The following is a 20,048-nucleotide window of genomic DNA, read 5'->3' on the forward strand; positions in this document are numbered from 1 at the left end:
GCTGTGGTTTCAAATACCAATAAAAAGAGCGTCCTGTAAATATTACAGGACGCTCTTTTTATTGATGTTATGATATATTCTTATTTCATCTAGCGAAACAAAGTCAGCATTTTTTAGATGAGGCCTGATTCAATTGAAGCCATTGTATAGTAAAGATTGATTGAGGGTGTATGCCATGTCATGGATATTCAATGCACATGATATTTTGAATGCTTATTTCAATGATGGCATATCTTATATGAGATATAAAAATTGAAATTTTATTTTGATTGAGTGTTGGCGTGTCATGTTTATCAGCAGATTTATTTTTATCAAAAATGTTGTAATCTAACCAGACTATATTCACATGATATTTTTAAAAAAATATATTAGAAATTTATTTTGGATTTTGTAAAGCTATGCAATAAGTTTCATGCTGTTATTATAGTAAACGACAAAATGATTCAATGGCAGTAAAATGCAGCCATTCATTGATTGACCTTTAATTTGGAGCTGTTCCAATGCAGACTGTTCATTATCTTAAAGACTATAAGCGTCCTGAATTTACCGTGACGCAATTAGACTTGCACTTTGATATTCAAGAAACCCATACTCAAGTGAAGGCACGCATGCTCGTATTGCCTAAACAAGAGCAGTCTTCGATTTTAGTATTGGATGGTTCGGCACAGTTGGTGAGTGTGGTTTTAGATGGTGAGGTTTTAGGCAGCGATGCATACCAAGTACAAGATGAATGCTTGCGTATTCCCAATGTGCCTGTTGAAAGCTTTGTGCTGGAAATCACGACCAAGGTTTATCCTGAGCAAAACAAAAGCTTGATGGGTTTGTATGCATCCAATGGCAATTTGTATACCCAATGTGAGCCAGAAGGCTTTCGTAAAATCACTTATTATTTAGACCGTCCTGATGTGATGACCAAATTCAGTACGACGATTGTGGCGGATAAAAAACGTTATCCCGTTTTGCTATCGAATGGCAATCAAGTGGCAGCAGGTGACATTGATAAAAAACGTCATTATGTGAAATGGATTGATCCATTTCGCAAGCCAAGTTATTTGTTTGCTTTGGTGGCGGGCGATTTTGCATGTAGCAAAGACGAATTCATGACTCAATCAGGTCGTAAGGTCGCCATTCATTTTTACACTTCCGAGCAAGACAAACACAAAGTGCCTTATGCCATTGATGCCTTAAAACGCTCAATGCGTTGGGATGAAGAACGCTTTGGGCTGGAATATGATTTAGACATCTTTATGGTGGTGGCCGTTGGCGACTTTAATATGGGTGCGATGGAAAACAAAGGTTTGAATATTTTCAATACCAAATATGTGTTTGCCGATGCCCAAACCGCCACAGACAAAGATTTCGAACACATTGAAGCGGTCATTGGTCATGAATATTTCCATAATTGGACGGGCAACCGTGTCACTTGTCGTGATTGGTTCCAATTGTCATTGAAAGAAGGTTTGACGGTTTTCCGTGACCAAGAATTTTCAGGTGACATGGCCAATCGTGATGTGCGTCGTATTGAAAATGTGATGGTTTTGCGTGGCCACCAATTCCCTGAAGATGCAGGTCCTACCGCACATCCGATTCGTCCTGCATCGTATACTGAAATGAACAATTTCTATACTTTGACCATATACGAAAAAGGTTCTGAAGTGGTGCGTATGTTGCACACTTTGTTGGGTGAAGAAGGTTTTCAAAAAGGCATGAAGTTGTATTTCCAACGTCATGATGGACAAGCCGTTACATGTGATGATTTTCGTTTGGCGATGGCCGATGCCAATGCGTATGATTTGAGCCAATTTGCTTTGTGGTACAGCCAAGCGGGTACACCGCAAGTGAAGCTGCGCAGTGAATACGATGCTCAAAACCAAGTTTTGCGCATCCATGCACAACAGACATTGCCAGCAACGCCTGATACCACTTTGCCAAAACAAGCCATGATGATTCCGATGACAGTAGGCATGTTGACGCAAGATGGACAAGCACAAACTTTTGTCATCGATGGCAAGCAAGCAGATGAAACGGTATTGGTATTGACTGCATTTGAGCAAACTTGGGAATTTCAGCAAGTGGCATCTGCACCTATTTTGTCATTATTGCGTGGATTCAGTGCGCCTATTTATTTGGAATATGCGTATTCTGAAGCAGATTTGATGACTTTGATGCTGAATGATGTCGATGCATTTGCACGTTGGGAAGCAGGTCAAACTTTGTTCCGCCGCGTGATGAAACAAGCCGTGTGTGCTTTGCGTGCTGAGCAAGAGATGCCTAATATCGATGGCTTGATTCAGGCTTTATCGCAATTGATGCAGCAAGAAATAGACCCTGCCTTGTTGGCTTTGATGTTGACCATTCCAAGTGAGCAAGAGATTTGGGATCAAGATTTCGAACATTTGAATCCTGTATTGTTGTGGCAAGCGCGTGAATGGTTGGTGTTGAGCATTGCCAAAACCTGTTTGAAAGAAATCAGTGATTTGCGTTTGAAAGCGCGTGAAGCCGAGCAAAAAAGTGGTATTGCCAATATTCGTGATTACCATCCTGAATTGGCCAAATTGCGTAGCCTGATCAGTACCACACGTTCGTATGCTGCGCGTGCACAGCCTGAAGTTTTGGTGTATTTGAATCAACAATACGAAAACCTCACATTCAATATGACGCACGAGTGGGGTATTTTACAAGCCATCAATCATGAAACAAGCCCATTGCGTGACCAAATGTTACAGCAATTTGCTCAAAAATTTGACCATGATGCTTTGGTGATGGATAAATATTTTACTTTGGTGGCCAGCAGCAGTCGAGAAGATGCTTTTGAACGTGTACAGGACGCTTTGAAGCATCCGCGTTTTAGTATGGAAAACCCGAATAAAGTGCGTTCTTTGATTGGCACGTTCACACGCAATACTCGTCATTTTCACCATGAATCGGGTATAGGTTATGCGTTTGTAACCGATAAAATCATTGAATTGGATGCTTATAATCCACAAGTGGCGGCACGTTTGGTACAAGCATTCAATGTCTTGAATCGTGTGGATGTGCAGCGTCAAAATTTGATGTTGGCACAGTTGCAACGTATTCAAGCGCAAGCGAGCTTGTCTAAAGACACAGGTGAAATTGTGGGTAAAATTTTGTCACAATTTCAAGTTGCATAATGTAAATAAGGAATGACCATGAAGCTTTATACCTTACCTCATGCAGGTTCGATTGTGGCTCAAGTTGCATTGACTTGGGCTAAGGCTGAGCATGAAGTGGTGAAATTGGATTTTGCAGGGACGAAAACGCCTGAGTATTTGAGTTTGAACCCACAAGGTGTCGTACCATTATTGGATGACAATGGTTTTTTAATCACACAAAACATGGCAATTTTGAATTATTTGAATCAGATTTATCCTGAAGCCAAATTGTTTGGTGGTGGTGATATCAAAGCGCAAACGCAAGTACAGCAATGGTTTGCGTTCACCAATTCAGACATTCATTCCAAAATAAGTGTGTTGTTTAAGGCCGCTCAATGGGTTGAAACCGATGCAGCGCAAGCGTCCTTAAAAGCCAATGTCAAAGCACAATTGCATCAATTGTATGCTTTATGGGATCAGCATTTACAGGCACAAGCACAGAAAGCTTTGACGATTGCCGATGTGTATGTGGCGGTCACCATGAATTGGGCCAAAATGCATGCACTGGATTTGAGCGATTTGGTGGCTTTGAATGCTTTGTATGAGCGTGTGATGTCAGACCCAGCTGTACAAACGGTATTGGCCGCGCAATGATTTTTTAATGTGATGATGGAACAAGCGTCCTGTAATGAGTTTACAGGACGCTTTTTGATGGATGTTATGTCCAGTAATAACGCAAAATATGAAAGAAAATTGGAGCTGCAAAGCAAATGGAATCTACTCTGTCCATCATGCCGCCATGACCTTTGATCATTTGTCCCCAGTCTTTCACGCCAAAATCACGCTTCACTGCCGACATCACCAAACCGCCAGCAAAACCCATTAAGCAAATTAAAAAGCCGATCATCGCCGCTTGCCAAGGTGAAAAAGGCGTAATCCACCACAAAGCGGCTGCCAAAGCCGTGGCAGACAATACGCCACCGACAAAACCTTCGACGGTTTTAGAAGGGGATAAGGTTGGGGCGATTTTGTGTTTACCCAATAATTTGCCCCACACATATTGCAACACATCACTGGCTTGAACCACTGCCAATAAGAAAATGACCAATAGAATATTTTGGTCGAAATTTTTCAACTCCAAATTCAAAATGAAAGGGACGTGGGAAATACAAAATACGCTGACCATCAAAGCCCATTGAATTTTGGCAGTGCGGTCTAAAAAACGGGTAGCATCGCCTGATAAGCCTGCCAAAATCGGCAACAATAAAAAAGCATACACAGGGATGAAAATGGCAAACATGCCATACCAATTGGTTAAAACAAAATAGTATTGCACGGGCAAGATGATGTAAAAGCAAGCCACCAACACCGCATAATCACCTCGTCGACTGTATATCAGGCTTAAACATTCTCGTAAGGCTGCAAATGAAATGAGAAAAAATAAAATGGTAGAGCCAATATGTCCAGTGAGAAATGCCACAACGATGACCAATGTCATGACCCACCACGCATTGATGCGAGCATTCAAATTGCTGATGGTGGCGTTTTGATAACCATATCGGCGCGCTAAAACATAGCCTATACTGCTGGCAATAACGAGTATCAATAAAATGGCACCAAACAGCCACCACAATGAAAATGGTAAAGTCATTTTGGCTCCTTCGGTGACAAATCTAATAAAGCTTGGCGTGTACGTTCTAAAAAGGCTTGTTTGCTTTCATCGGGCAATTTGGTTAACGCAGAGCCGATGCGCACATCACACAATAATGGAATCGGCAAAATCTTACCTTTGGGTAAAACTCGGTTGATGTTGTTAATCCAAACGGGGACAAATTCGATATGCTCATTGGTTTGAGCCAAATGATACAGGCCGCTTTTAAATGGCAATAAGATTTGGTCGTCGGTGGTATTGCGTGTGCCTTCAGGAAATAAAATCAACGATCGCCCTTGTTCTAAAGCCGCACTCATGTCTGCAATGGCTTGTTTGGGCGCGTGTTGACGGTCGATGAGCAAGACTTGAAAGACTTGTTCGGCAATAAATGTTTTCAGTTTGCTGCTAAGCCAATAATCAGAGCCTGCAACAGGTTGGGTGAGCATGCGCCATTTTTTGGGTAATGAAATCCATACCAATATAAAATCGCCATGACTGGAGTGATTGGCATAATAGATTTTATTCTTAGGACCAAATGTCAAATCACTGGCGGATTTGGAGGTGACACCTGTTAAAAAAGAGGTGAAAAAACACAATAGGGTGTCTAAGAATCGAGCAAGTAGACGAGCGTTCGGTGTGGACATGGCAACCTTTTTGTCATTGAATGGCAGTGAAAAAGAGGATGAAACGGATACATCATACACAATCTACATATCAGAGTGCCGTTGTCAGTGTGCATAAACCCTATAAATGCTCTGATTGGCTTATTTTTTACGTGCTAGCGATACCGTAAAAATTCCGTCTTCATCAATCAATTGGCGTATTTTTTCAAAGCCTGCCGCAGCAACCAATTGATCCATTTCGGCTTGGCTGCGACGGCGCATCACCCAAGCTTCACCTTGTTTGTGGCTGGTCAAGCAGCGAGCAATCATTTCCAATTGTGGATGCCAAGGTTGGTTGGTGTAAATCAGATAGTGGCCGCTGGCAATGGCATCGCCGAAGCCTTGTAAAGATTGCATGACCAAATCATTGTCAGGAAACAATTCATACAAACCCGATACAATCCCCAAGCTCGGTGGCGTGGGCAGATTTTGATAAGCATGTCTGTCATAAGCATTGGCAGTTTCAAATTGAGCCATGTGTTGTAATTGACGGGAGGCGATTAAGGTTTGACCCGCTTGCACATTCACATCGCTGTAATCACGCAAACGTATCGAGTCAGGCAAAATATCGCCATTTAATGCATCCAATACATAACGACCATGACCTGCAGCCACATCTAAGACATGTATGGCTTGATTTTCTTGGTGCAAACGTTGGCAAGCGTCCTGAATCAAGATTTGCAAATGTATTTTGCGTTGACGTATGCCACGCCAACCAATGGCATTCAAATAATTTTGATCAATCAATACACCCATTTTATTGCGGCCTGTAGGCGTGTTGCGATAGACATAATCTAAGGTTGAACCTGAATCAAAACCTGTTTGTTGTCCCAGTTTTAACCCTTCAGACCAACGTGCGCCCAAGGCAATGCCTGCGCGCTGACTTTGCCAATACCATCGACGTGGCGAAAAAAGAGACAAAGGTGTGGCTAAGGTGTCAGATTCTTGGCGGCTGGCACTGTGTAAATGGGCTGAACGCAGATTGACCGTTTGAGGCGGTTGTTGGTACAGGCGTTGAATGAAACCTCGCATGGCATCTATCGCCAAATGGCGGTCCTTTTCGCCTAAAGTATCGTGGTAAAAACCCTTAAAGACATGGCGTTCTTTGATATAGGAACCCAGTTGATTGTAAAAGCGGTGTTGTGGTTCATGATGTACCACCCAATCACTACCTGAAATCAATAATTGTATGGGCGTAGTAATGGCGGCAGCATCATTGACAGCACGGTTAGCAGCTTCATACAAACCCAATAAAATACGCACAGAAATAGCACGGGTAATCAATGGGTCGGTGTCGTAGCTTTGGATGCGCTCTTCGTCATGGCTCAGATAATGGGCTTTGACGTAGCTTTGAACAAAAAAATTGCCTCGAACAGTTTGCATCAGCTTCAAACCATGTTTGGCCAATGGCACATACAATTTGACTTTGAAAGCAGGAGATGCCAAAACCGCGCCACGAATATGAGGAGCATAATCGTGTAACCAAGTGGCAACCACAACCGCACCCACACTTTGGGCAATCACGACCATATTTTCTATAGCAATATGGTGTTGCTGGTGTATATGTTGAATAAAGGCTTCTACATCTGCGACCAGAGAACCAAAGCTGGGTGCATCTCCTCTGTCTCCCGGGCTGTGACCATGGCTACGCGCATCCCAAGCAAAAATATCACAATCATCCAAAGCCAATTCGCTTGCCACATGCATCATGCGTCCTGAATGTTCGTGGCCACGGTGAAACAAAATCAAAGCTTTAGGCTCGTTATGCGAGGCTGTGGCAGCAATATGTCGGTAAAACAATGAAACACCATCATGGCTGCTAAAAAAAGATTCAGAGGCTTGAGTCATGTCGATTCCTGTGTTTGAGGCAAACCATTGTGAATGCGGCGATAAATGGTATAAGCCAAAGCAAGATTAATCAGAATGAAGGCAATGTTTTGATAAGCCAAAGTATGAGGGAAAGAGAAACCCACAATGGCCAATAGACCAATGGTGAAAGCGCGATCACTTTTTCCCATAGGACCATCATAACGGCGACTGTTGCCATGAACTTGTCCTAAAACGCCTGCAAACTCAGTTAAAGCGGCCTGAAACACCAGCAAATACACCAGCCAAGCATGAGTATGCGGTAATAATATCAAAGGCAAATACAGGGCGCTGTCTGAAATCACATCGGTCAATTCATTTAAATAGCCACCTAAAGCAGATTGTTGTTGGTGTTCTCGTGCGAGCATTCCATCTACCGCATTCATCGCCATACGAATGAATAAAAACAAAGGCAGTAGCAACAATCCTAACCATGCTTGCTGGCTGATGCATACGGCAAGAATGAGACCCACTATTATAGAGGCAGCGCAAGCCAATAAAGTTATTTGGTTGGCAGTGATGTTTTTAGCAGCCAATGTTTGAACAATTGGGCGCAATAAGGCTTGGAATTTAGGTTTTAATAGATAAATACTCATGCAAGTTTCATCGTTGATTGGGAAGTAGATGGTTAATCATTATGATTAATATTGTATTTTGTCAATGAATTTGACTTTGTTTTGATGTTGGTGGCATTTTTTAATACTTACTAGGAATAAAAAAGGCAACCCGAAGGTTGCCCAAAACGACACACATAGATTTGAAGGATAGACTTAGTGGAATTGCTCTTCTTCGGTAGAGCCAGTCAACGCCGTTACGCTAGACTTGCCACCTTGAATCACAGTGGTCACATCGTCAAAATAGCCAGTGCCAACTTCTTGTTGGTGAGACACAAATGTGTAGCCACGGTCACGGGCTGCGAATTCTGGCTCTTGTACTTTCTCAACATAAGCTGACATGCCGCGTTGAGCGTAGTCTTGAGCCAAGTCGAACATGTTGTACCACATGCTGTGAATGCCAGCCAAAGTGATGAATTGGTATTTGTAGCCCATTGCGCCCAATTCGCGTTGGAATTTGGCGATGGTGGCATCGTCCAAGTTTTTCTTCCAGTTGAATGATGGAGAGCAGTTGTAAGCCAACAATTTACCCGGGAACTGAGCGTGAATCGCTTCAGCAAATTTGCGTGCTTCTTCCAAGTCAGGCGTTGCAGTTTCACACCACAACAAGTCAGCGTAAGGTGCGTAAGCCAAACCGCGAGCAATCGCTTGATCAATACCAGCATTCACTTTGTAGAAGCCTTCAGCGGTGCGTTCACCTGTCACAAATGGGCGATCGTATTCGTCGCAATCGCTGGTCAATAAATCCGCAGCATTGGCATCAGTACGCGCCAACAATACCGTTGGTACGCCCAAAACGTCAGCAGCCAAACGTGCAGAAACCAATTTTTGTACGGCTTCTTGAGTCGGTACCAATACTTTACCGCCCATGTGACCGCATTTTTTCACCGAAGCCAATTGGTCTTCAAAATGCACACCTGCAGCGCCTGCTTTGATCATGGATTTCATCAATTCAAACGCATTTAATACACCACCAAAACCTGCTTCAGCATCGGCAACAATTGGTGCGAAGTAATCGGTATAACCTTCATCGCCTTTTTCAACACCTTTAGAGTGTTGGATTTCATCGGCACGAGTGAAAGTGTTGTTGATGCGCTCAACCACAGAAGGAACAGAGTTCACAGGGTATAAAGATTGGTCTGGGTACATGCTCATGTAGCTGTTGTTGTCTGCAGCCACTTGCCAGCCTGACAAATAAATGGCTTTGATACCCGCTTTAACTTGTTGCATGGCTTGACCGCCGGTCAAAGCACCCAAGCAATTGATGAAATCTTCGTTGTTCACCAAATTCCATAATTTTTCAGAGCCGTTGCGTGCCAAAGTGTGTTCTACTTGAACAGAGCCACGTAAACGTTCTACGTCTGCTGCGGTATAGTCGCGTTTGATGCCGTTCCAGCGAGGATTTTCTGCCCAGTCTTTTTCAATGGCTGCAATGCGTTCTGCACGTGTTGTCATCTTACTATTCCTTTGTTCTGATCGGTTTTTGGAAACGCACTTGTTTGGTGGTGCGATGCAGCAAATTTACCTGTGTTTTATGAAAAAGCAAAGCAATTTTTGAAAAAAGTTTTTAAATTTCATAATGTTGCGAATATGAACATTGTTTTCGAAAAATGACTATATATGTTATATATTGGTGATAATTGTTATGTTCTATCAATATAATTTAAAGTTTGTGCGATTGTGAGCGATTGTTTTCAGGTGTATTGGTTCGTATTTTTTCACTCTCACAAGGTGGCAATAAGCATAAAAAACTAGGCCTAGTGTAAAAAAGTCGAAAAAAAAGTTTTTTGCGTTGCAAAATTGTGACAAAAATTTGGATGTCTTTTTTTGAACATGGTTTGATGCAAAAAAAGGGGATTATGGTTCGGTTGGAGTGAGTGGACATTAAACTGGCATAAAAAAGACGCTTATACAAAGCGTCTCAAGCAGGGTTGCTAAAAAATGATGTCCCATTTTTATATCCTTGATAAATGATGATGGTGAGAGTGTTGATAGAGCATGTTTTGTGATGGCATTCAATGCAGATCAATGGCCATTTTTATGCCTCTTTTAAAAAAGCATTATTTTTGCAATTCTAAAAAAGCATACCAGCCGTCTTTGGATTGATTGGGTGACATGGTGTGTAAAAATTCTACATAAGTAGAGGGTAAATCCAAGTCGGCTAGAAAATATGTTTGCAAAGATGAAAACAAAATAGCAATTTGCTCATGCTCTAATAAAATGGTGTCTATACACAATAAAGCGTTGGCATCGTGAGTGATCACCAAAGCAAAAGTTTGCTGTTGCTCATTTTGAATCATTTGACCGAATACATAAGCGTGTTGGTTGTGATAAATCGGATGATTCAACACTTGAAAATGCCAATGTTCAGTAGGTGATACAGATGGCTTTTGGTAATGTGTCTTGAGCATTTGCATGATGTTGGTCAGTGTGGTTTCGAGGTGAGCAAACGGGGTTTGCCAATCAAAATAAGACAATATATTGTGCCAGACCGGTTTCAGGTCGCTTGAATGGGTGCTCGATAAGGCAAATATGCTGGATGGTGTTGCCAATTGTTCTGTTAATGAGTGGGTTTTACTGAAGGTAAAAGGATTGTCAAAGTAATGGCATTTTAAAATTTCAGTTGTGACCGAGCTGAAATATGCTTTGGCCCATTCAGATTGAGAATGTAGTTGTAATAAATTGCAGTATTCGGCTTTGGCTTGCTGCCAAACTTCATCGGATAAAGCATTGGCACCGATTTCTTGGCGCAGCTTGGTGGCTATTTGAATAACTTTGTCTTTGTATGCTTGGACTCGAATGGTTTGATTTTGCTTGATGCCTTCCCAATTTGCTGCTTCAAACATGGGTTTAATATATTCGTCGGTGTTGATAAATAAGGCGGCATGTTGGTTAAAGTGTTCCAAAACCATGGTGGCAATGGCTTTGGCTTGAGTGTTGGTCAATCTAGATTTCACAACTTTCTCCCTTGGTATTCAGTCTGATGGTTTTGTTATTTTATTGATTGAAATGGAAGATTAATCTACTTATCTTATTTTTTGCAATGCAACGTAAGCAAAATGGCAGTTCTCAGATAGAAGTCAGTATTTGGCTTGAATTACACAGATATGCCCAAATTTAGGCAATTATCGTTCAATAGCGAACATGGATTGTGTATCCATACCCAATTATTTGAGAAAGGAAGTCAAATGACGGATAACGAAAACAAAGCAAATGTTGAAGAAAATGGCCATATGGATGTCAATGCAACAGATGCACAACCAGAAGCTGAGGCGGTAGAGAAAACTGTGGCGGATTGGGAAGCGGAAGTGGCTGAGTTGCAAGGTCAGTTACAAGATGAGCGCTTGCGTTCTGCTGCTGCGGTACAAAATTTGACTCGCCGCCATCAAGATGAAATTCAAGCCGCACATAAATTTGCCAGCCAAAAATTTGCCACTGAATTGTTAACGGTCAAAGATTATTTGGAAATGGCTTTGCTCGATCAAAGCCAAAATTTTGATGCCTTGAAAATGGGTGTGAGTATGACTTTGGCTGAATTGGTGAAAGCTTTTGAAAAAGCTCAAATCGAAGAAATCAATCCTGCCGTAGGTGAAAAATTGGATTCGCATAAACACCAAGCGATGCAAGCGGTAGAAAGCGAACAAGAAACCAATACTGTCGTGTCTGTGATGAAAAAAGGTTATAGCTTATCAGGTCGCTTGTTGCGTCCTGCGATGGTTGTCGTGGCTAAAGCTGCTGAATAGTTTTTCAGCATATTTAAAGCGTCCTGTAATGGTTTACAGGACGCTTTTTTATGGTGCAATCGCCGCAAATAAAGCATTTTGAATGTTTATGCTATCTGATTAATGTATAATTAATTACTTGTGAAACTTTATTAAGAGACAGTAATGAATCGCGTTCAAACAATGATTCTTGCGGCGGTAATGGCTGGTACTGCAACTTTGGCGATGGCTGAAGCGCAGTGGCAAAAAATTAGTTTTAATAACAAAAGTGTAACATTGTATATGGACGCTAACAGTATTCAGCCAAAAGTGGATGAATACAAAAATCGTTATTTGCAAACGACAATTAACCGTACCTATGTTGAACCAAAAAAATTGAAGAGCGGTAAATACTATAACCAGCTCAATGAAACTATTGCAGTGGATTGTTTGCATGGCGCGTATGCTGCCACCAATCCTAGATGGTTTATCAATAGAGAATTGGTGCATAAAGAAAACACTAAAAATGAAGATTGGAATAAATACGACAGCGATGACAGCGGCTCATATGCCACTACCGCGCGTGCGATTTGCAAGCATTACAAATCATTTTTAGGAGGTTAAGTGATGTTGAAACAAAGTTTGATGGTGGCGTTATTATTGGTAGCGGCGCAAGCCCAAGCGGCTACTTGGGATCGAATGATGAAACAAGGCAATGTAACGTTTTATCAAGAAAGTGGCTCTGGCAGCATTGCGCGTGAAGTGAACAATACCATTCGCGCCCATTATCGTTTGGATTATGACAAGCCTGTCAAAACCACATCGGGTAAGTATTACACTCGTGAAACGGTTTGGTTCAGTGCCGATTGCAATGCCAAAGAATTTATAGCGAATTCTTCGGTGTTTTACATCAATGGCAACCAACAAATTGGTAGCAATAATGGTCGCAACAGAGAATGGACCAAATACAGTGCCAGCAATTCTGGGGTATACCACAAGTTGTGGCGTGAAATGTGTTTGCAATCATAATTCAAACAAAATAGGTTGAAGTGCGATGATGAAAAAAATGATATTGAGCGTGGTTTTACTGGGTATGGGCGCGATGGCATCGGCTGAGATTATCAACAACGCTGGTATGAAGCGTTTGGAGCAAGATGCCGTGACTTTGTTGTCACAAGCGAACATCACACCAGAACGCAGCATGGCGTTTTTGAAAAACAACCGTTTTGATTTGGATGATGTCAATTGGAAACAACCTGCACAAGTGATTCATGGTCCTTACCATATGATTGATGGCGATGAAGAGGCGGACAATACACCTTATTTGTTTGCTTATAATCAAGGTGAAAACATTGTCGGTGTGGGTGGTTTCTTGCAACCTGCGTTGCTGAAAAAATTGCAAGCTTTGCCACAAGTGACTTGCCAAAACACGCAGTCATATCCTGAATTATGGGCGTGTGCTCATTCATCGGCACCAGTTGAGAATACCAAACAATTTTTGCGTGATTTGCAATGGTTAATGGAAAATTCGAATTAATCTTGATATGGGTATGATTGGCAGTTCCCATCAAGCGTCCTGTAACTTTACAGGGCGCTTTTTATATGACTTTAGAGCATGGTTTGGAAAAATATTGCTTAAGGCTCTTGAAATTCAGATTTTGTTTCCCATTTAGTCTTTCAAGAAGGAAATAGGCAGTGTGGGTGTTACAAACAAAATGGTTTTGAACACTTGAAATATGACACAGATGCCCCATTTTCCTAGCATAGATTAATTCATATTTATTTTGATTTTGTGATGGTTTGACCATCGTATTGGAGATAACGAAACATGGCTAAAGTAATTGGTATTGACTTAGGTACAACCAACTCTTGTTTGGCGATTTCAGAAAATGGCCAAACCAAAGTAATCGAAAACGCAGAAGGCGCACGCACCACACCTTCAGTGGTGGCATACGTTGATGGCGGCGAAATTTTGGTGGGTGCGCCTGCCAAACGCCAAGCCGTGACCAATCCTAAAAACACTATTTATGCAGTAAAACGTTTGATTGGTCGCCGTTTTGAAGATGCTGAAGTACAAAAAGACATCGACAAATTGCCATTTGAAATCGTAAAAGCATCTAATGGCGATGCTTGGGTGAAAGTACAAGACAAAGAATTGTCGCCACCACAAGTATCAGCTGAAATCTTGCGCAAAATGAAGCAAGCGGCTGAAGCCCATTTGGGCGAAACCGTTTCTGAAGCAGTGATTACTGTTCCTGCTTACTTCAATGACAGCCAACGCCAAGCCACTAAAGACGCTGGCCGTATCGCTGGTTTGGAAGTGAAACGCATCATCAATGAACCAACTGCTGCGGCTTTGGCGTTCGGTATGGACAAAGCAGCTTCAGGCGACCGTAAAATTGCGGTTTACGACTTGGGCGGTGGTACTTTTGACATTTCAATCATTGAAATTGCCGATGTTGATGGCGACAAACAATTTGAAGTGTTGGCAACCAACGGTGACACATTCTTGGGCGGTGAAGACTTTGACCAACGCTTGATTAACTACATCATTGACGAGTTCAAAAAAGAACAAGGCATTGATTTGACCAAAGACGTCATGGCTTTGCAACGCTTGAAAGAAGCAGCTGAAAAAGCCAAAATCGAATTGTCTAGTGGCCAACAAACCGACATCAACTTGCCATACATCACCATGGATGCCACAGGTCCTAAACACTTGGCATTGAAAGTGACGCGTGCGAAATTTGAAAGCTTGGTAGAAGATTTAATCGTGCGTTCGATTGAGCCTTGCCGTACTGCGATTAAAGACGCTGGCTTGAGCGTGAACGACATCGACGATGTGATTTTGGTAGGCGGTCAAACCCGTATGCCTAAAGTACAGGACGCTGTCAAAGACTTCTTCGGTAAAGAACCTCGCAAAGACGTGAACCCTGATGAAGCGGTGGCTGTGGGCGCGGCGATTCAAGGTGAAGTGTTGAGCGGTGGTCGTAATGACGTGTTGTTGTTGGATGTAACCCCATTGTCTTTGGGTATTGAGACCATGGGCGGTGTGATGACCAAATTGATCACCAAAAACACCACCATTCCAACCAAAGCGAACCAAACGTTCTCAACTGCTGAAGACAACCAAAATGCTGTGACCATCCATGTGTTGCAAGGTGAGCGTGACCGTGCATCTGCTAACAAATCTTTGGGCCAGTTCAACTTGGGCGACATTGCTCCTGCTCCTCGTGGCATGCCACAAATTGAAGTGACGTTTGACATTGATGCCAACGGTATCTTGCACGTGTCTGCTTTGGATAAAGGTACAGGCAAAAAAGCCAACATCACCATTCAAGCTTCTAGCGGTTTGAGCGAAGAAGAAATCGAGCGCATGGTGAAAGATGCTGAAGCGAATGCCGAAGAAGACAAAAAATTGACCGAATTGGTGGCTTCACGCAATCAAGCGGAAGGTTTGGTTCATTCAGTGAAAAAATCTTTGACTGAATACGGTGATAAATTGGATGCTGCTGAAAAAGAAAAAATTGAAGCAGCCATCAAAGAAACCGAAGAAGCATTGCAAGGCGAAGACAAAGAAGCGATTGATGCCAAAGCAGAAGCTTTGGGTACTGTGAGCCAAAAATTGGGCGAAATGATGTACGCTCAAGCACAGGCTGAAGCAGGTCAAGCGCCTGATGCTGAACCTAAAAAAGCAGCTGCCGATGATGTGGTTGATGCTGATTTTGAAGAAGTGAAAGACAAAAAAGAAGACAAATAATCTTCGTTTTGAGTCGAGTGAAAGACACCTTGTAAAAGGTGTCTTTTTTTGCGTCTGGAAAACAGACATCTGCTGATGAAAATCAAAAATTGTAGACAATATTAAAAATAAATATTGTTTAAATTGGATTTAATGTGTAAATTAGCGTCATTAAAATAAAAATTGTCAACAATATGACGAAAAGCACAGAAATGAACGCCACACGCGCAGAACAAGTATTTTTACAGTTACAGGCCGCTATCATTCGTGGCGAACTTGAGCCGGGAAGTAAGGTATCGGAGCAAGAATTGGCAGATACCTATGGCATCAGTCGAGGTCCATTGCGGGAAGCATTGAACCGTTTGGAAGGACAAAAATTATTGGTGCGCATGCCGCATGTGGGCGCGCGAGTGGTGTCTTTGAGTTTACGTGAATTGGAAGAGTTGTATGATGTGCGCGCTCAATTAGAAGGCATGGCTTGTCGTTTGGCGGCAGAAAATATGACGCAAGCAGATATTGATGGCTTGTATGCGGTGTTGAAAGTACACGAACAAGATCCACAGTTTCAAGCGGGCAAATCCTATTATGAACAAGATGGCGATTATGATTTTCACCACCGCATCATTGTCGCCAGTGGTAACCAAACTTTGAAAACCATGTTGTGTGATGAGTTATACCAATTGGTACGCATGTATCGCATTCGATTTTCGAGCGCGCCTAAGCGTCCTGTACAAGCTTTGCAAGAGCATTATCGGATTGTGGACGCATTGGCGGCCAAGGATGGCGAATTGGCAGAATTGTTGATGCGCCGCCACATTCAAGCTTCAAAACAAAACATGGCCAGTCATTTTAAAAATGAAGCATCTATTGAGGAGCAAGTATGAGTCACATTACCCCAGGTCAACGTTTCCGCAATGCTGTGCAAGAAGAGCAACCTTTGCAAGTGGTCGGTACTTTGACCGCATATACCGCACGCATGGCTGAAGCTGTGGGTTACAAAGCTTTGTATGTTTCAGGTGGTGCGGTGTCTGCCAATTCTTTGGGCTTGCCGGACTTGGGCATTTCGACGATGGAGGATGTGTTGATTGATGCCAATCGCATTACCAATGCAACGGACTTGCCTGTGTTAGTAGACATTGATACCGGTTGGGGTGGGGCGTTTAACATTGCTCGCACGGTTAAATCGTTTATCAAAGCAGGTGTGGCGGCAGTTCATATGGAGGACCAAACAGGTACCAAACGTTGTGGTCATCGTCCGAACAAAGCGGTGGTGTCTAAAGAAGAAATGGTTGACCGCATTAAGGCCGCAGTCGATGCACGCACAGACGAGAGTTTTGTGATTATGGCGCGTTCGGATGCATATGCTTCAGAAGGCTTGGACAAAATGATAGAGCGTTGTCAGGCGTATGTTGAAGCGGGTGCGGATATGATTTTTCCTGAAGCGATTAATACTTTGGCGATGTATAAAAAAGTGCGTGAGGCGGTGGGTGTGCCGATTTTGGCGAACATCACTGAGTTTGGTCAAACGCCTTTGTTCACGCGGGATGAATTGGCGTCTGCTGATGTGGACATCATTTTGTATTGTTGCGGTGCGTACCGTGCGATGAATGCGGCGGCTTTGAAAGTTTATCAAGAAATTCGCGAGCAAGGCACACAACAAGGTGTGATTGATATCATGCAATCGCGTGCCGATTTATACCATTATTTGAATTACCATTCGTATGAAAACAAACTAGATGAGCTGTATGCTGCAGCCAAAGCCAAATAACAATTTTAAGCGTCCTGTAAATATTTACAGGCCGCCCGTAGCAAGTCATTAATACCAAAATCAACAACAAAACGACACATATTTAGACAGTCTCAGAAGTATCTTTTGAATCAAAAAACAAGTTACAAAGGAGAAATAGATGGCAGAAGCAAAAGTCTTATCAGGTGCAGGTTTGCGTGGACAAGTGGCAGGCAAAACCGCTTTGTGTACAGTGGGTAAAGAAGGTGCGGGCTTGACGTATCGTGGTTACGATGTGCGTGAATTGGCAGAGCATTGTTCGTTTGAAGAGGTGGCGTATTTGCTGCTCAAAGGCGAGTTGCCAACCCAATCACAATTGAATCATTACCAAGAACAATTGCGTTTGCAACGAGAATTGCCACGTGCTTTGCGTTTGGCTTTGGAGCAATTGCCAGCGAGTGCGCATCCGATGGACGTTTTGCGTACGGGTGTTTCCGTTTTGGGCACTTTGGAGCCTGAGCATTCTTTCACCCAACAACAAGACATTGCGGTGCGTTTGGTGGCGATTTTGCCAGCGATTTTATGTTATTGGTATCAATACAGCCATTTTGGCAAACGCATCAATACGCAAACCGATGAAAAAACATTAGCAGGTCATTTTCTGCGTTTGATGTTGGATAAAAAACCATCTGAATTGCATACCAAAGTGATGAATGTGTCGTTGATTTTGTATGCAGAACATGAATTTAATGCTTCTACCTTTACCGCTCGTGTTTGTGCATCGACTTTGTCTGATTTGTATTCTTGTGTGACTGCTGCAATCGGCTCTTTGCGTGGTCCTTTGCATGGTGGTGCGAACGAAGCGGCGATGGCGATGATCAGCAAATTCAAAGACCCTCAAGACGCGGTAGATGGCACTTTGAAAATGTTGGCCAATAAAGATTTGATCATGGGTTTTGGTCATGCCATTTACAAAGAATTCGATCCTCGCAATGAAGTCATCAAAGCTTGGTCACGACGTTTGTCTGAGGATACTGGTGATGAAACCTTGTTCCCGATTTCAGAAGCGATTGCGCAAGTGATGTGGGATGAGAAAAAACTGTTTCCAAATGCAGACTTTTTCCATGCCAGCGCTTACAACTTCATGAACATCCCAACCCCATTGTTTACCCCAATTTTTGTCTGCTCGCGTGTGACAGGTTGGATGGCACATGTATTTGAGCAACGTGCCGACAACCGCATCATTCGTCCAAGTGCCGAATACACTGGAGCTGAACAACGTACTGTTACCCCAATTGCCCAACGTGAAGGAGTTGCAAGTGTCAAATAATGCTGATTTGTTGTCGCACAACGTCGATGTCAATAACCGTCCTGATTACGATAGCGTGATTCAAACCATCGTGGATTATGTTTTGGCAGAGCCGAATTTCTCTGACGAAGCATTCAATACAGCGCGTTTGTGTTTGATGGACACTTTGGGTTGCGGTTTGCTGGCTTTGCGTTTTCCTGAATGTACCAAACATTTGGGTCCGATTATTCCGGGTACGTTTGTGCCAAATGGTGCGCGTGTACCAGGCACGCCGTATTGCTTAGACCCAGTACAGGCCGCTTGGAATATTGGTTGCATCGTGCGTTGGTTGGATTACAACGATACTTGGTTGGCGGCTGAATGGGGTCATCCATCGGACAATTTGGGTGCGATTTTGGCGGTGGCAGATTATTTGTCACAACAGCGTATTGCCCAAGGCGAAGCGCCATTGACGATGAAAGATGTGTTGATTGGCATGATTCAAGCGCACGAAATTCAAGGCGTGTTGGCTTTGGAGAACTCGTTTAACCGTGTGGGTTTGGACCATGTGTTGTTGGTGAAAGTCGCCTCTACTGCCGTGTCTGCCAAAATGTTGGGCGCGACGCGTGAGCAATTGTTGTCTGCGGTATCGCATGCGTTTGTCGATGGTCAGGCTTTGCGCACTTACCGCCACGCACCGAATGCAGGTTCGCGCAAATCTTGGGCAGCAGGCGATGCAACCAGCCGTGGCGTGTTCTTGGCTTTGGTGGCTTTGCGTGGCGAAATGGGCATTCCGGGCGTATTGACTGCGCCACAATGGGGTTTTTATGACATTTTGTTCAGCCACACCAACAAAGATTTGGCTTTGAAATCTGAATCTGAGCGTCAATTTTCATTGCCACAAGCTTTCGATTCGTATGTGATGGAAAATATTTTGTTCAAGATTTCGTTCCCAGCGGAATTCCATTCGCAAACGGCTTGCGAAGCAGCGGTTCGTTTGCATCCACAAGTCAAAGACCGCATTGCCGACATTGAAAAAATTGTCATTACCACGCACGAATCTGCCATTCGCATCATTTCTAAAGTGGGTGATTTGGCCAATCCAGCTGACCGTGACCATTGCTTGCAATACATGACGGCTGTGCCATTGATTTTTGGTGATTTGGTGGCTGAGCATTACGAAGATGGTTTCCATGCGGCGAATCCATTGATTGATGAGTTGCGCGAGAAAATGGAAATTGTCGAAGACGAGCGTTACAGCCGCGAGTATTTGGAAAGCGACAAGCGTTCGATTGCCAATGCTTTGCAAGTGTTCTTTAAAGATGGCACGTCTACTGAGCAAGTGGAAATCGAGTATCCAGTCGGTCACCGTCGCCGCCGTGCAGAAGGCATTCCATTATTGGAAGCCAAATTCAAAGCCAATTTGGCAACGCGTTTTGTGCCGCAACGCTCAAATGCTATTTTTGATTTGTGTGCCGATGCTCAAACTTTGAATCAAACTGCAGTCCATCGTTTTGTAGAAGCTTTTGTCTTATAAAAGTTTTTACAGGACGCCACATCAAGCCTGATTAAATAAGGTTAAAAAAAGTCGCGCCAAGTCGACTCAAAGGAGAAAAAGGCCGTTGTGCATGAGGCAATGGCCTTTTCAAGTATTGATATGAAGTAAGCACAAATACAAAAAGTCGCGTCAA

The 20,048-nt window shown here is 43.0% G+C and carries 17 protein-coding genes; 11 read left to right on the top strand and 6 right to left on the bottom strand.

Annotated elements, in window-relative coordinates:
- The first annotated feature begins 500 nt into the window (after positions 1 to 500).
- Together pepN and H150_RS0100400 are read left to right on the top strand one after the other, a co-directional pair.
- Positions 501 to 3,152: an aminopeptidase N gene (gene pepN / locus H150_RS0100395; RefSeq protein ID WP_019957060.1), complete on the top strand. Its 2,652-nt coding sequence runs from the start codon at positions 501 to 503 to the stop codon at positions 3,150 to 3,152.
- An 18-nt stretch (positions 3,153 to 3,170) separates the two neighbouring features.
- Positions 3,171 to 3,767, top strand: coding sequence for a glutathione S-transferase family protein (locus H150_RS0100400; RefSeq protein WP_019957061.1), 597 nt, complete (start codon positions 3,171 to 3,173; stop codon positions 3,765 to 3,767).
- Between the two features lie 64 nt (positions 3,768 to 3,831).
- Here the strand turns inward: H150_RS0100400 and H150_RS0100405 are convergent, their stop codons facing one another.
- The 6 genes from H150_RS0100405 to H150_RS0100430 form a co-directional block, all read right to left on the bottom strand.
- Entirely contained in the window at positions 3,832 to 4,764 is a 933-nt protein-coding gene (locus tag H150_RS0100405; protein WP_019957062.1) for a phosphatidate cytidylyltransferase, read from the bottom strand.
- Positions 4,761 to 5,408: a lysophospholipid acyltransferase family protein gene (locus H150_RS0100410; RefSeq protein WP_026353347.1), complete on the bottom strand. Its 648-nt coding sequence runs from the start codon at positions 5,406 to 5,408 to the stop codon at positions 4,761 to 4,763. The genes H150_RS0100405 and H150_RS0100410 overlap by 4 nt, the downstream gene beginning before the upstream one ends.
- 120 nt (positions 5,409 to 5,528) lie before the next feature.
- On the bottom strand, positions 5,529 to 7,274 hold the full coding sequence (locus tag H150_RS0100415; protein WP_019957064.1) for a bifunctional alpha/beta hydrolase/class I SAM-dependent methyltransferase: 1,746 nt from the start codon (positions 7,272 to 7,274) through the stop codon (positions 5,529 to 5,531).
- Positions 7,271 to 7,888: a CDP-alcohol phosphatidyltransferase family protein gene (locus H150_RS0100420; protein ID WP_019957065.1), complete on the bottom strand. Its 618-nt coding sequence runs from the start codon at positions 7,886 to 7,888 to the stop codon at positions 7,271 to 7,273. The genes H150_RS0100415 and H150_RS0100420 overlap by 4 nt, the downstream gene beginning before the upstream one ends.
- A gap of 174 nt (positions 7,889 to 8,062) precedes the next feature.
- Positions 8,063 to 9,361 (bottom strand): isocitrate lyase, encoded by a 1,299-nt coding sequence (aceA, locus tag H150_RS0100425; protein ID WP_019957066.1) that lies wholly within the window; start codon positions 9,359 to 9,361, stop codon positions 8,063 to 8,065.
- A 605-nt stretch (positions 9,362 to 9,966) separates the two neighbouring features.
- Positions 9,967 to 10,863 (bottom strand): isocitrate dehydrogenase kinase/phosphatase AceK regulatory subunit, encoded by an 897-nt coding sequence (locus H150_RS0100430; protein WP_026353348.1) that lies wholly within the window; start codon positions 10,861 to 10,863, stop codon positions 9,967 to 9,969.
- 231 nt (positions 10,864 to 11,094) lie between these two features.
- On the opposite strand from H150_RS0100430, the gene grpE reads away from it, so the two are divergent.
- From grpE to prpD, 9 genes are all read left to right on the top strand, one after another.
- Positions 11,095 to 11,649, top strand: a complete 555-nt coding sequence (gene grpE / locus H150_RS0100435) for a nucleotide exchange factor GrpE (protein WP_019957068.1) — start codon at positions 11,095 to 11,097, stop codon at positions 11,647 to 11,649.
- A gap of 144 nt (positions 11,650 to 11,793) precedes the next feature.
- The gene (locus H150_RS0100440; RefSeq protein ID WP_019957069.1) at positions 11,794 to 12,231 is read left to right on the top strand and encodes a hypothetical protein; all 438 of its coding nucleotides are present in this window, start codon (positions 11,794 to 11,796) and stop codon (positions 12,229 to 12,231) included.
- Between the two features lie 3 nt (positions 12,232 to 12,234).
- Positions 12,235 to 12,636: a surface-adhesin E family protein gene (locus tag H150_RS0100445; protein WP_019957070.1), complete on the top strand. Its 402-nt coding sequence runs from the start codon at positions 12,235 to 12,237 to the stop codon at positions 12,634 to 12,636.
- A 28-nt stretch (positions 12,637 to 12,664) separates the two neighbouring features.
- Complete coding sequence (locus H150_RS0100450) at positions 12,665 to 13,144, top strand: hypothetical protein (RefSeq protein ID WP_104932076.1); 480 nt, start codon at positions 12,665 to 12,667, stop codon at positions 13,142 to 13,144.
- 291 nt (positions 13,145 to 13,435) lie between these two features.
- Positions 13,436 to 15,364, top strand: a complete 1,929-nt coding sequence (gene dnaK / locus H150_RS0100455; RefSeq protein ID WP_019957072.1) for a molecular chaperone DnaK — start codon at positions 13,436 to 13,438, stop codon at positions 15,362 to 15,364.
- Between the two features lie 191 nt (positions 15,365 to 15,555).
- Positions 15,556 to 16,227, top strand: coding sequence for a GntR family transcriptional regulator (locus H150_RS0100460; RefSeq protein ID WP_019957073.1), 672 nt, complete (start codon positions 15,556 to 15,558; stop codon positions 16,225 to 16,227).
- Positions 16,224 to 17,111, top strand: coding sequence for a methylisocitrate lyase (prpB, locus tag H150_RS0100465; RefSeq protein ID WP_019957074.1), 888 nt, complete (start codon positions 16,224 to 16,226; stop codon positions 17,109 to 17,111). Before H150_RS0100460 ends, prpB begins: the two co-directional genes overlap by 4 nt.
- A 139-nt stretch (positions 17,112 to 17,250) precedes the next feature.
- Positions 17,251 to 18,399 carry a bifunctional 2-methylcitrate synthase/citrate synthase gene (gene prpC, locus H150_RS0100470; RefSeq protein ID WP_019957075.1) on the top strand — a complete coding sequence of 383 codons (1,149 nt, stop codon included), beginning with the start codon at positions 17,251 to 17,253 and terminating at the stop codon, positions 18,397 to 18,399.
- Complete coding sequence (gene prpD, locus H150_RS0100475; RefSeq protein WP_019957076.1) at positions 18,389 to 19,894, top strand: 2-methylcitrate dehydratase; 1,506 nt, start codon at positions 18,389 to 18,391, stop codon at positions 19,892 to 19,894. Before prpC ends, prpD begins: the two co-directional genes overlap by 11 nt.
- Positions 19,895 to 20,048 lie beyond the last annotated feature (154 nt).

This window comes from Vitreoscilla stercoraria DSM 513 (genome assembly GCF_000382305.1).
Lineage (GTDB): Bacteria > Pseudomonadota > Gammaproteobacteria > Burkholderiales > Neisseriaceae > Vitreoscilla > Vitreoscilla stercoraria.

Coding starts and splice junctions, on each gene's coding strand:
- pepN (WP_019957060.1), top strand. CDS start 501: ATGCAGACTGTTCATTATCTTAAAGACTATAAGCGTCCTGAATTTACC.
- H150_RS0100400 (WP_019957061.1), top strand. CDS start 3,171: ATGAAGCTTTATACCTTACCTCATGCAGGTTCGATTGTGGCTCAAGTT.
- H150_RS0100405 (WP_019957062.1), bottom strand. CDS start 4,764: ATGACTTTACCATTTTCATTGTGGTGGCTGTTTGGTGCCATTTTATTG.
- H150_RS0100410 (WP_026353347.1), bottom strand. CDS start 5,408: ATGTCCACACCGAACGCTCGTCTACTTGCTCGATTCTTAGACACCCTA.
- H150_RS0100415 (WP_019957064.1), bottom strand. CDS start 7,274: ATGACTCAAGCCTCTGAATCTTTTTTTAGCAGCCATGATGGTGTTTCA.
- H150_RS0100420 (WP_019957065.1), bottom strand. CDS start 7,888: ATGAGTATTTATCTATTAAAACCTAAATTCCAAGCCTTATTGCGCCCA.
- aceA (WP_019957066.1), bottom strand. CDS start 9,361: ATGACAACACGTGCAGAACGCATTGCAGCCATTGAAAAAGACTGGGCA.
- grpE (WP_019957068.1), top strand. CDS start 11,095: ATGACGGATAACGAAAACAAAGCAAATGTTGAAGAAAATGGCCATATG.
- H150_RS0100440 (WP_019957069.1), top strand. CDS start 11,794: ATGAATCGCGTTCAAACAATGATTCTTGCGGCGGTAATGGCTGGTACT.
- H150_RS0100445 (WP_019957070.1), top strand. CDS start 12,235: ATGTTGAAACAAAGTTTGATGGTGGCGTTATTATTGGTAGCGGCGCAA.
- H150_RS0100450 (WP_104932076.1), top strand. CDS start 12,665: ATGAAAAAAATGATATTGAGCGTGGTTTTACTGGGTATGGGCGCGATG.
- dnaK (WP_019957072.1), top strand. CDS start 13,436: ATGGCTAAAGTAATTGGTATTGACTTAGGTACAACCAACTCTTGTTTG.
- H150_RS0100460 (WP_019957073.1), top strand. CDS start 15,556: ATGAACGCCACACGCGCAGAACAAGTATTTTTACAGTTACAGGCCGCT.
- prpB (WP_019957074.1), top strand. CDS start 16,224: ATGAGTCACATTACCCCAGGTCAACGTTTCCGCAATGCTGTGCAAGAA.
- prpC (WP_019957075.1), top strand. CDS start 17,251: ATGGCAGAAGCAAAAGTCTTATCAGGTGCAGGTTTGCGTGGACAAGTG.